Origin of the sequence: Peribacillus phoenicis (assembly GCF_047238085.1) — a bacterium.
Taxonomy (GTDB): Bacteria; Bacillota; Bacilli; order Bacillales; family DSM-1321; genus Peribacillus.
The window spans coordinates 2,803,225-2,815,367 of the sequence record NZ_JBDFMF010000001.1; the positions used below are offsets into that span (position 1 = coordinate 2,803,225).

The following is a 12,143-nucleotide window of genomic DNA, read 5'->3' on the forward strand; positions in this document are numbered from 1 at the left end:
ATCATTTTTTTCTTCAACCAAAATGCCCGGTATACAAAGAATGTGCTGCCTTAAAAACAGCTCCTGTTTTCAGCTAACGACCCGTTACCATCTATGAAGCGCAAAAATCAGCGTTTCACCACAGAGAATGAAAATTGGTCTCTATGTCGATAATGTTTTAATGGCTGGCGAAGAAGGTCGTTGAACTATGGTGCCTTTGATCCCATAAGTTAGTCTGACTCCGACGACCACGGTGTACCATCGACTTTCGCGCCCTTTATGGGTAATACTTTTGGGAGATTAATCCTTTTTTGATCGTCGCGCTAGCCTTTACTTAATTTCCAATGATTGGAGGTTTTGTTTAACGATTTACCAAACTCAATCAGATCACTCATAAGGCTCAGCCTTTTTTTAAAAAGCGTTTTACTGGGTCTATTTTGTTGTGGTTTTTTCTGGATTTTGAGCTTTTTTAATTTTCATGGGAGCTCAATAAGAAAAACGATACCTCTTATTGAAGTATCGCACTCGTTAGTTTAAGAAGTACATCATTAATCAATCAAATGGTTAACTTCAATTTTCTTTTCTTATTTTAATCTGTAATTAATATTAAAACTAAGATTCTTAGGCTTATTCCAAGTATAATTGCACCTACCCTACTTACTCCCATTCCTACAAACCCCCTAATTAACTTCAAACCAACAAAATGCGTTATGATACCTAAATTTACAAGAACCAATGGAGAAATATATATAATGGTAAGCTTGATTTGTGTTAGAACATCAGTGTGACAAATCCCTGACGCAATAAGGCGAACTAAAAACCTCACTTAGTTTAGGATCATCCATTGTAATTTCTGTGATTTGGAATGGTTCACCTTGCCAAATGTAACTGCATACCCTTTCTGTTGAATCCTTACAAAACGATCTGCCCAGATTGTATTATAAGTTTCTAGAAGCTTTCTATCCTACTTAGTTATTTTATGCTTAATATGAATGTACAAAAAGAGAAAAGGGATATATAGATACACAAAGTAAAAAGCAATGTTTGAATACATTTCATTCAATCGCTCTATTTGACTCTTCTCTTTGAGCACATTAGCTAAAATAAAGAATAGGACCAGTACAATGAACAGACTTATACGTTGTTTCACATTTATTACTTTCTTAATAGCACGACAACCTGCCCATATTTTCACACTGATATTGGGTAATATGAGAAGTAACCAAATCGAAACAACGATAAATTCGACTCTTTCTATTAGAGGGAATTTCGCAATTTTCATTTGAGATAATGTTGGCCATATTGTATGGTTTAATTGTCCTTCACTAAAGAAAACAAATGTGATGAGTGCTACTATTAGATAAAGTAAGCTTGAGAACAAAAGTCCAAAATGGGCCCATTTTTGTGATCTGTTTGGATTTTTTATGAATGGGTAGAACATGAATAAGGTCTCAAAGCCAACATACTGAAACAACATAGCTTTAGAGGATGATACGATTTCCTTCAGAGAGTGGTTAAAGACGGGTAATAAATTGTGAAAATTGGCAAATTCCAACGAAAAAAAATTAAGGGGAAACAGGATAAAAAAAGGTATGATAGTTCCCCAGAAACACATTCCAGTAATCACGCGGAATCCACCGGATACAACGTAATAAATGAGGACTAGAAGAATGAGGCTTATTTGCCAGGTCTTCATTAAGGGAAACAGCCAAACTTGAACAACTTCAATATAAACACGGAAAACAATTAGCGCTAATATAAGAAAGTAGAAAATCAAGAAAATGTTGAACAGTCCGCCAATCCATTTTCCAAAGCAAAATTTGTGAACATGTATGACATCATTTTTAGCAATTCCAAGAATACGATAGATCATCCAAACTAGTACATGAATGCTTATACTTGATAAAATGATGGATATCCATGCATCATAACCTGCGTCCTTCGTTATATCTCGTTGAAAACTCATGATTCCTATGCCAATAATATTCGTGTAGATCAGAAAGAAAACGTAAAAGGAAGATACTAAATGTCGTTCGTCTAGTAATGATTTCACGTGGCTCCTCCTCTTATCATGCAGACTTACTCTTCAATACCTGTATTTAGGATGTCAATATTTGTGTGTACAGTGGTTTTTACTTCTGGGTATATGTCCATAAACCGTTGATAGTCCCAATTTCTTGTGTTGGCCCTAACCTTTTCTCCCAACCCAATGGGATCTACATTGTATCCTTGTGCCAGTGAAATTAAATGTTGGACCTCTTCCTTAAAGTGTTCATTTAAATTTCGTTCCAATTTTACAATATCTTTTTCTTTTTTCAAATCAAACCAGGATGATGCTTTTTCAATCTCTGCATGGATGGTTAAATCGATGAATATACTCGGAATGCCTTCACTTTTCTCAACCGTATATGTAGTTTTTGCATCCAGGTTTTTCAAGAGAATAAAACCTTCCTTTTTATTTTGCGTGATTTTGGTTTTATATTGTCCATTTTGAGACCCATCAATTAATGTTTTTAGAATTAAGGACTGTCTTAAATTAATATGATTTATGTACTTCCCGTTTTTTAATAAAGCTAACCCGTCAATTTTAATTTGATTATCCTCTAGGATAAGGTAAGGTAAAATTTGATCCCTCCCTTCTTGATGAAAATTATTCAAAAACATGTGCAGATTCATTTTTGGCAAATTACCACTTTCAATGTTTTGATTGATTTTTTCACTTAAATGGAATGAAAGATTCACATGTTTACTGGATTGAAGTATGTCTTCGGCTGTGTTTTCAGCAATGCCCAACTGCATTCGACTCGCCGTTCTTGGATTTCGGGCAAAATTAGTGATAACATCTTCTATCCCTTGTGTGGCGTATTCCTTGCCGAACAATAAAAAATCTAATTTTCCTGTCTCAATAGGATAGGCTGATTTTGCATTCATTCTCGGGAGTATGTCTTCATATGAATTTGACACCGTTTTATAAATCTTCAATTTGACATTTCCCTGCTCTGCGAAAGTAGGATAAATAGCAATTCCTTTAACTTTTCCTTCTTCCCGATCATATCCTAGAGCTTCAATTATCTGAACTTCATCAATGATCCTCTCATGTTTACCACACCCTGATAAAAAGAAAGTTAAGCTAAAAGTTAACAGAAAACATAATTTCATTTAATTCACCTTTATTATCCTTTCCTGATTATTCATCAAAATCACTTTTCTTTTTTTTGTGATTATGTGGGTGGTATCTCCAAATTGATTTAGGACGTAAATAATTTGGCCTTTTGGATGTTTTACTATAAGAGGAACGGATCAGGCTGTCCGTTAAATCCTCAGGCCTAAAAGGATAAAATGGAACGGTATAGGGCGTTCCTAAAGATTCTAACCGTGTAAGGTGAATGATTAAAAAGGCAATCCCGATAACGATGCCTAGTCCCCCCCAAATAGATGCGAAGAGAATTAAAGGAAAACGTAAAAAACGTATAGTGTTCGACATTTTATAAATTGGGGTAGTAAAGGAAGCTAAGGCAGATAAGGCGACTATAATGAGTAAGACATTACTTGTAAGGGACGCCTCAACTGACGCTTGGCCGATAACAATACCGCCCACTATTCCCAATGTTTGTCCTACCTTTGTAGGTAACCGGACTCCCGCTTCACGTAATAGTTCAATCGTGAATTCCAGAAAAATCACCTCTAATACCGGCGGAAACGGGACATTATAACGAGAAATACTAAGTGAACCGAATAAATCGTTTGGAATCATCTCGTAATGGTAAGTGATAACAGCTATATAAATAGATGTTCCAAAAATGGAGAAAAGGACACTGCATACCCGTATTAAACGAAAAAAAGATCCAAGAATCCATGGGAGAAAGTAATCTTCAGGTGACATAAAATAATCAATGATCGTAGAAGGACCTGTAATGACATATGGCGACCCACTACTTAAAACAGCTACTTGTCCGTTAATAAGAGCTTGAACCGCCCTATCCACACGTTCAGTTGGCAGAAGCAAAGGAAACGGTGTAAGGGAATTATCTTCTATAAATTGATGCAGCTGAGAAGTATCAAAAATGACATCAAAATCAATATCTTGAAGCCGTTGGGTCATAGTATTAACATGCTGCTCACTCGTAATCCCATCAATATGAGCAATAATAACTCGAGTATTTGAAGTAGAACCAATGTTTACTTCCTTCGTAATTAGATCAGTTGTATTTATTTGTTGTCTTAATAAATGTATATTTACATCAATATTCTCAAGAAACCCAATTTGTGGCCCCACCACACTAAACTCATTTTCAACGTTATTTTGTTCACGCAATCCAGCTTTATCATTAGATAAGAGAATTAAAGCAACCCTTTGATCATTTTCCTTCATTTGAAGTATTGCATACCCTTTAAGTAACTTTGATTCAGCTTCGTTCCGATTATCCGTTATTACAATATCTTCTATTGCGATGATTTTCTTTATGTCATCAATTTTCTCTAGCCTGTCTAGTTCAAAAGGGGTCTCTCGGAAAATCATTAAAATTTTCAGTTGCAGTTGTTGTTGATCGACCAGTGTATTGTAGTAAGAAATGATTAAATGTCCCGATTCATCCGTAAGTGGAAATTGTTTAAAATCACTGGATTTTTTAACCTTAGCAAACAGCTGGCCAATATCTTGTGAATTCTCAGTCACGGCCTGTTTGTCTTTATTATTTCTAATCTTTCGTTTTTTGAAGAACATCTAATCACCTCCCTATTACAAAAGAATTCATATCCTTCTATATTATGTAAAGGCATCCCCATATTTATGTAAATCCGTTTTATAATAAGCGAAAACTCATAATATAAATATTGCTTAGAGTAAGCAAAGGACTATGATCCTAATAGAAATAATCCCTGTAGGGGTAGGGTAGGACAGCAAAACACAAATTTACAAAGTTAAAACTTTTTCAAAATAAAAAGAGCCAAAAGGCTCTCTTTAATCATCGAATGGAGTTTAAACTCTAATGCTCCCCTCAATTTTATACCTAATTCAGGATACTCATTTAAACCGGTCCATACATTAACCAACCCTCATTTTGTTCAAACAGTTTGCTTATTAGTGTATCATCATTTTCTTTCAAACCTTTTTTAAACTTCATTGATTTATGCCCTCATTATCTACTATTTCAGTATAATCTTAATATCAGTTTCTTGATCATCCTATCTAAGCTGAATTAAATATGGAAATATTAATGTCATAAATTTTATACGAAGATCAAATTTGCTTTTTATTTACCTCAAGTGTACAACATTCAAAGTTCTTTAAAAAAACAATAAACTTGCCATTAGATTAGAGGTCACTTTGGAAATCTTAAAAATTTCTATTAAAAAAATTTTAATACAAACAAATATAGGAAATAATCTAAACATAATATAGGCTGATGAAATTTATGGAATTGTTGGTATGTTAAAGTTCAATGATGTTTCAAATCTAAAAAAAATTTATAATAATGGATTAATTACATTCCCTTTACAAAATAAGTAATAAATTCTTTTTTAAACTTATTAAAAAATGATTTATTTTTTATATGATAATATTTATCATTTATAGATGGAATTACGTTAACGTCAATTGACTAGTGCTGTAGTTGTAGCCCTTTTAGGGTTTAACTACTATTATATTTAGCCAATATAATGAAAGACAAATTATTAAATCAAATGATATATCAAGACAAATTAAAGAAGCAATAAAAGAAGTTACCACATCAGAACTAGCTATTCAAGAGTTGGTTAACCAACTGATTTACGTCCTTTCAAATCAAAATTTTTATAAAATGACATTAAGTTCTTTTTATAATATCTTATTTATCTGGTTTAACATGTCTATTGTCAGTAATTGGTTACATTTTATTATAAGATAAACTTAGTTCAGGTGATTTAATGTTATTTTGTTATCTCTAATAACTATAGTAATTACATTTTTTATTTTACCTATAATTTTGATTAAATTTAATAATAAACCCCCTATCGATATCGATACTTAAAACAAGGTTTCTATGGTGCGCTTATAAGTTATTTTAAATCTATCACTTCTATTTCTGCGGATCAATTAATTAAAAAATATATCAATTTAACTATAGAATTATCATTTAGTTACTCAAATAATTTAACGATAGCTTAAAACAACAATTCCCTCTTAATAATATTTACTATCTATTTAAATTTGTAGGTGTAGATAATCAAGCTCAAATTATATGTATTAACAACTTAACAAATGATGATTATGTTGAGTATTCAATATTTTCTAAGGATAAGAATGAAAATAGGTTTTATTGACTTTTAAATATGATTGGATACAGTACACACCAACAATTATTTGTTTTTTCAAATGATAAAGACTTTGATTGTAACAAATAAGGTGACATTGTCAAAATTTAAGTAAAAGCTTTTTTCTTTTAAAATTTATAACTCAATGCAATTAAGTTCAGGTGATCAAATAGATAAAGTTTTAAGTGCATCCAAATATAGGTTTCAAACATTTAGTAATAGCGAAACTAAAAACCAATTTATGCTTTATTAAAAAGCAAAAAATAAACAACCAATCATCCTTGGTTGTTTATTTTTATTTATGCTAACAAAGAATCCTATGGTTTTTGATACTCTAACATTCTCTACTTAACTCTCCAGCACTACTCTATTCGCTAATAAACCCATCAATTAAAGAGCCGTATTGTTATTCCAAATTTATTTAATAACTATACTTTCAAATCTTTGGTTCTATTTCAACTTGTCATTTCAGTATTACTGAATGAAAATGGCTCCTTGTTATTTTATTCTCTATAAGTAAGTCAAATAACCTATCTGTATTGGTAATACATCAGCTTTAATTTCGTGTTGAACAGTATGATTTACCATGTATTTTCTTAATCGTTACTCTTCCTTGCCTGCTGCCATATTCATGTTCGCTTCAATATTCTCCTGGCTGATGGTGGTGAATGGTAAATTTCGTTTTCCTGAGAAATTCTCAAGTAAGTCTTTGACATCAATTCCCGAAGATGCCTTTAATGACTCCTGCAAGGATGCCATTAAATCCGTAGCATACCCGGTCACTTTATTGGCCCCGCCATTCGCACCGCTACCGCCTGTATCCACTACAGTGATCTTGTCTATATTACTAAGCGGACTTGCCACTTGTTTGGCATACTCCGGCAGCATTTTCAAGATCATATCCATGACGGCTGCCTGACCGAACTGTTCAAAAGCTTCAGCGATCTTCTGCTTGGCTTCTGCCTCCGCTACCCCTTTTAACCGAATGATTTCCGCTTCAGTCGTACCTTGTGCCCTTTGTGCGTCCGCTTTAGCAAGACCGTCCATACGAACACGTTCCGCTTCCGCTTTCGCCATGGCTTCAATTTTATACTTATCGGCATCCGCTTCTGTAATCTGTTTCATTTTGTTTGCGGAGGCTGCCTGTTCAACCGCATAACGGTCGGCATCGGCCTTTTTCTTCACTTCTGAATCATATTGCTTTTCACGGCGAAGGATTTCTTTTTCCTCCAGCTCAATTTGCTTCTGACGTTCAATGATCCTGATTTGCATTTCCTGTTCTGTTACATCCTGTTTGGATCTGGCCGTTTCAAGATCGTAAGCTTGGTCAGCTCGTGCTTTGGCAATATCCTGCTCACGACGGAATTCCGCAACCTTTAGTTTGTTGATTTTTTCGGCTTCTGCTATTTCGGTTGCCCTTTCAAGTTCGGCACGCTGGGCTTCCTTCGAAGCTTCGGCTCGCTTGATTCGCGTTTCTTTCTCTGCATCGGCGGTAGCTATATCGGCATCCCTTTTCACCTGGGCAATCCTCGGCTTTCCGAGCGATTCAAGATATCCATTTTTATCACGAACATCTTTAATGGTGAACGATACGATAATGAGTCCCATTTTAGCTAGATCCTGCGAGGCTACCCTCTGTACTTCCTGGGAAAACTTTTCACGGTTTTTATAAATTTCCTCGACTGTCATCGAACCAAGGATGGAACGAAGATGTCCTTCCAAGACTTCCCGCGCTTCCTGTTCACGGTCATCTTTTGATTTACCAAGGAATTGCTCTGCCGCTGTGGCGATATCGGTGATTGAACTGCCGATCTTGATTATCGATACACCATCTGCCATGACAGGAACTCCCTGTTCCGTATATACTTCAGGAGTTGAGACCTCAAGCTTGCTTGATAACAAGCTTAGCGGTTCCGCTTGCTGGAACACCGGGAGAACGAATGCACCACCGCCGCGGACGATTTTAATTTTATTTCCTGATTCGTCGATGTGAACATTTTTGCTTCCTAAGTAGCTTCCGGTCACGATCAATGCCTCATCAGGCCCAGCCGTGCGGTATTTCGTAATAAAGACAGCAATAAGTGCGATTAGTAAAAATGCAACAATGGCGACAACAATCCAAATCAAATCAAACATAACTTACCTCCTACCCTTTTTTTAAATCCTGGTGGGGTATAACATAGACAACCCCATTTTTAACTTCGATGATCAAGACCTTTGTATCCGAAACAATACCTTCATTCTTATAACCTGTCGCAGTTTTCGCGATGCTTCCGCTGATGCTTTCAATCAGGACTTCCCCAAACCCGTCAACCGGGATTGATGTCAGAACCCTGCCGACCCTCCCTCTCAGGTCATTATCATGAAATGTCAAACTTTCTTCCGCTGATGAGATGGGAATCAAAACAAATACATTCAGTAAAGTGACGATAATAAATGAAATGATCAGGGAAATGCCGGCACTCAATCCAGAATTAAGTCCTGATAGCGATTCAAGCAAAAACCCACTAGCAAAAAACACGGTGAAAAAGCTAAAAATGAGAGTTGGATTAAATATATCCGGTAATTCAAGGCCGGAAAATATATCATTAAACAAGATAAATAAGAATGTTAGCCCCCCGAATATAATTAATCCATATAAATAGACTGTTTCTAACGGAACCCCAAATAACTCCATCTCTTTCATCCTTTAAATTCGATTTTTCCAAGCCGCTTACTACTTTAAGGACCTGGGATAAGCGTTTCTCCAACATTGGTAATCTATGGTTATAATCCCCTCCATTTACTTTGCTTACCATTCATACGAATGACGCATTCAAAAAGTTTCATTTATTTTCCAAGTTTTAAATTTTCTCCTCGGACAACCCCTGTCTTCTAAAAGTACATTATTGAAATAAAATTCATATTATCATTGACAGTGTTTACTTAACATATTAAAATTCTTTATATGTTAACTCTTTACATAACTAGGTTTACATTAGGGGGAAGCACGATGAAGGAACGTCATGAGAAGTTAAGAATGATGATGGTTACAGCTTTATTTGCAGCACTTATAGGAATACTTGCCCAAATTACAATTCCACTGCCCATAGTACCGATTACAGGACAGACTCTAGCTGTTGGATTGGCAGCTACGATACTGGGTTCACGTTATGGAACCTCTTCCGTTTTATTATACTTGTTCATAGGAGCAGCGGGAGTACCAGTATTCGCTGAAATGTCAGGAGGGCTAGCTAAGATATTCGGTCCGACTGGCGGTTATTTATTATCCTATATCCCGACAGTGTATATAACGGGTTTGATATTGGAAAAAACGCGTTTCTCAGTTGCGATGGCTTTCCTTGCAAATACAATCGGGATGATAATTACTTTGGTCATCGGTACGGTTTGGTTAAAATATATGAGTTCATTATCTTGGCCAGTGGCATTTGCCAGCGGTTTTGCTCCATTTATAATCGTAGGCGTTTTAAAGGCATTCCTTGCATCTTGGCTTGGCATTACAATCCGTTCAAGGTTAGCGTCGGCTAATATGCTGCCAAAAAAAAATGCACCACTTTCCCAATGATGGGTATATGAAAGAGAGGGTACCGCTTGTGGTACCCTCTCTTTCATATATATTCAAATTCCGGAACACTGCATAAAAAAAAGACTCTTAAAAAGAATCTTTTTTACAAGTATTTATTGCGGTCCTATCCCCATAAGTCCGAATATGAATAGCAAATGTATATTATCCCCTTTGCTAACCGTAATCATTTTACTATAGTAACAGTAATTTGACAACTATTGAGGACACAATGAACATGCTACCATTTTATTACATAAGGAAGAATATAGTAACGGATTTGGTTACTTATTATTCACTTGATATTCTTTTTTCGTACCATCATCGAAAACGACCTCTAGATCGAATTCTTGATAGTCATCTTTCAAATTAAAAGCTTTTGTCACTTCTTGAATGACTTCCTCATCTGACGAATCTTTGGTGAATGTCAATTTTTCTAAAATCGGGGTCAATTCTTTCATTGCCTCATCACCGTGAACTTCATGTTTGTTAAGTTTGTCCTCGATCGAAGCTTCTGTTTGAGCTCCCATGGTATCATATTCAGCTTCGTATTCGTTATCATTGCCTGTATAATCCACTTCTAATTGAAAATCCTTATAAGTGAAAGGCAGTTTTTCATTATTATCCGTTCCTGTTTGAGGATTATTTTCCGCTTGATTTTCATTTTCCTGAACCGGCGGGTTTTTCACTTCATCGTTTTCTTCGCCGCATCCAGCCAAAACAAGCATAGCCGCAAACGGAACCGATAATATTTTGATTAATCTTCTCATTAGTTTTTTCCTCCTTTAGTTTGTATACGTTATTTATTTCCTAATAGGGGACATTTAAAACCTCAAGAATCTCTCAGATATATCATATCAACCAAGTGATCATAGTGGAAGGATATAAAACAATACCGCAAAAAAGTGTGTGACAGACCCCCCAAGCACGAATACATGCCAAACCGCGTGATGAAACGGAAAACCGCGCCAAACATAAAAGATGGCTCCAAACGTATAAAGCAACCCCCCTGCAATCAATAACTGGATACCGGCTGAAGGCATCGTTGCTGTAAGCGGTCCCCAAACGATAACGATCATCCACCCCATTGCAATATAGAGAATCGTCGAAAGGAAGAGGAATCTTTTCACATAGAAAGCTTTGAAGACGACGCCAATGATTGCAACTCCCCAAATTATCCCTAGCAGTGTCCAGCCGAGTGACCCTTGGATCACAAGAAGCATGATGGGCGTGTATGTCCCTGCTATGAATATATATATGGCTGAATGATCAAAGATTTCAAATATATCCTTCGTTTTGCCCTCTGGAAAACTATGCACTAAAGTGGAAGAAACATATAAAAGTAGCATGGAAACACCATAAATGACTGAAATGACTACATGCCAAGGCGATCCTGTTTGGGCTGAGAATATGATTAAAAACACAAGGGCGGCAATACTTAACAAAACGCCGATACCATGGGTTATCGCATTGACCACTTCTTCTTTTTTTGTATAAACATGTGTATTAGCCATGTTACAGCTCCTTAATTCCGGCTTAATTTTTTTGTATTCACCTAAAGTATACACCAGATCTTCCAAGCAATATAGAAAAGTGAATATTAACTTGATTCATACCCACTAATTAGATTATCATCTAATTAGATGATAATCTAATTAAAGAATGGGGGATAAAAGTGCAATTAGAAAAATTGGTCGCTTTCCATAAAACGATTGGTGATGTAACCAGGATTAGGATTATATCCATCCTGGCAAATGGCCCAAAACACGGACAGGCACTTGCGGGAATATTAAAATTGACGGCCCCGACCATTTCACACCATTTAACGAAATTGAAGGACATTAATTTAGTGAAGGATCGCAGGGAAAAAAATACGGTATATTATTTTTTGAATGAAGATGTACTGAAGCATTATTCGTCAGCATTACCTAAAATGATTTCAACTAAGGGGGACTCTAATAAAATGGATAATCAAAAGCTGAATTTAGAACACAAAAAGATCCTTGAAAACTTCTATACGCCAGATGGCCGACTAAAAACAATACCAGCACAAAGGAAAAAGAAAATGATCATCCTTCATCATATTGGCAGCCTTCTGGAAAAGGGACGTAAATATCCAGAAAAAGAACTGAATGAATTCATCCAGTCATTCCATGATGATTATGCAACGATAAGGCGTGAACTCATTATCGGAAGCATCATGTACCGTGAAAACAGCATTTATGAACTGAATCCCCGCGAGATGTGGGCTGACATCGTTTAACGGAAGGATTCTAAAAATAAAAAACCGGCCTCCCATTTGGAAAGCCGG

General features: G+C 35.7%; 9 protein-coding genes. 2 read left to right on the forward strand and 7 right to left on the reverse strand.

Translation table 11 applies throughout. The annotated features are described in order from the left end of the window. Nucleotides 1-943 precede the first annotated feature (943 nt). The 5 genes from ABC374_RS13720 to ABC374_RS13740 form a co-directional block, all read right to left on the reverse strand. Complete coding sequence (locus ABC374_RS13720; protein WP_413018363.1) at nucleotides 944-2,032, reverse strand: GerAB/ArcD/ProY family transporter; 1,089 nt, start codon at nucleotides 2,030-2,032, stop codon at nucleotides 944-946. A gap of 26 nt (nucleotides 2,033-2,058) precedes the next feature. Next, on the reverse strand, nucleotides 2,059-3,138 hold the full coding sequence (locus ABC374_RS13725; protein WP_413018366.1) for a Ger(x)C family spore germination protein: 1,080 nt from the start codon (nucleotides 3,136-3,138) through the stop codon (nucleotides 2,059-2,061). A gap of 28 nt (nucleotides 3,139-3,166) precedes the next feature. Next, complete coding sequence (locus tag ABC374_RS13730; protein ID WP_413018368.1) at nucleotides 3,167-4,702, reverse strand: spore germination protein; 1,536 nt, start codon at nucleotides 4,700-4,702, stop codon at nucleotides 3,167-3,169. Nucleotides 4,703-6,873: 2,171 nt separating this feature from the next. Beyond that, nucleotides 6,874-8,406, reverse strand: coding sequence for a flotillin lipid rafts scaffold protein FloT (gene floT, locus ABC374_RS13735; RefSeq protein ID WP_413018370.1), 1,533 nt, complete (start codon nucleotides 8,404-8,406; stop codon nucleotides 6,874-6,876). 10 nt (nucleotides 8,407-8,416) lie between these two features. Beyond that, on the reverse strand, nucleotides 8,417-8,947 hold the full coding sequence (locus tag ABC374_RS13740) for an NfeD family protein (RefSeq protein WP_413018372.1): 531 nt from the start codon (nucleotides 8,945-8,947) through the stop codon (nucleotides 8,417-8,419). Nucleotides 8,948-9,262: 315 nt separating this feature from the next. Between ABC374_RS13740 and ABC374_RS13745 the strand changes: the two genes are divergently transcribed. Further along, complete coding sequence (locus ABC374_RS13745) at nucleotides 9,263-9,835, forward strand: biotin transporter BioY (protein WP_413018374.1); 573 nt, start codon at nucleotides 9,263-9,265, stop codon at nucleotides 9,833-9,835. 281 nt (nucleotides 9,836-10,116) lie between these two features. Here ABC374_RS13745 and ABC374_RS13750 read toward each other — a convergent pair whose 3' ends face one another. Beyond that, nucleotides 10,117-10,602 carry a YusW family protein gene (locus tag ABC374_RS13750; protein WP_413018376.1) on the reverse strand — a complete coding sequence of 162 codons (486 nt, stop codon included), beginning with the start codon at nucleotides 10,600-10,602 and terminating at the stop codon, nucleotides 10,117-10,119. Between the two features lie 99 nt (nucleotides 10,603-10,701). Further along, on the reverse strand, nucleotides 10,702-11,346 hold the full coding sequence (gene trhA, locus ABC374_RS13755; protein ID WP_101225198.1) for a PAQR family membrane homeostasis protein TrhA: 645 nt from the start codon (nucleotides 11,344-11,346) through the stop codon (nucleotides 10,702-10,704). A 161-nt stretch (nucleotides 11,347-11,507) separates the two neighbouring features. Between trhA and ABC374_RS13760 the strand changes: the two genes are divergently transcribed. Beyond that, nucleotides 11,508-12,095: a DUF2087 domain-containing protein gene (locus tag ABC374_RS13760; RefSeq protein WP_413018379.1), complete on the forward strand. Its 588-nt coding sequence runs from the start codon at nucleotides 11,508-11,510 to the stop codon at nucleotides 12,093-12,095. Nucleotides 12,096-12,143 lie beyond the last annotated feature (48 nt).

What these genes read in the sequence shown, in the direction of transcription:
- ABC374_RS13725 (WP_413018366.1), bottom strand. Translation starts at nt 3,138, where the DNA reads ATGAAATTATGTTTTCTGTTAACTTTTAGCTTAACTTTCTTTTTATCA.
- ABC374_RS13730 (WP_413018368.1), bottom strand. Translation starts at nt 4,702, where the DNA reads ATGTTCTTCAAAAAACGAAAGATTAGAAATAATAAAGACAAACAGGCC.
- floT (WP_413018370.1), bottom strand. Translation starts at nt 8,406, where the DNA reads ATGTTTGATTTGATTTGGATTGTTGTCGCCATTGTTGCATTTTTACTA.
- ABC374_RS13740 (WP_413018372.1), bottom strand. Translation starts at nt 8,947, where the DNA reads ATGGAGTTATTTGGGGTTCCGTTAGAAACAGTCTATTTATATGGATTA.
- ABC374_RS13745 (WP_413018374.1), top strand. Translation starts at nt 9,263, where the DNA reads ATGAAGGAACGTCATGAGAAGTTAAGAATGATGATGGTTACAGCTTTA.
- ABC374_RS13750 (WP_413018376.1), bottom strand. Translation starts at nt 10,602, where the DNA reads ATGAGAAGATTAATCAAAATATTATCGGTTCCGTTTGCGGCTATGCTT.
- trhA (WP_101225198.1), bottom strand. Translation starts at nt 11,346, where the DNA reads ATGGCTAATACACATGTTTATACAAAAAAAGAAGAAGTGGTCAATGCG.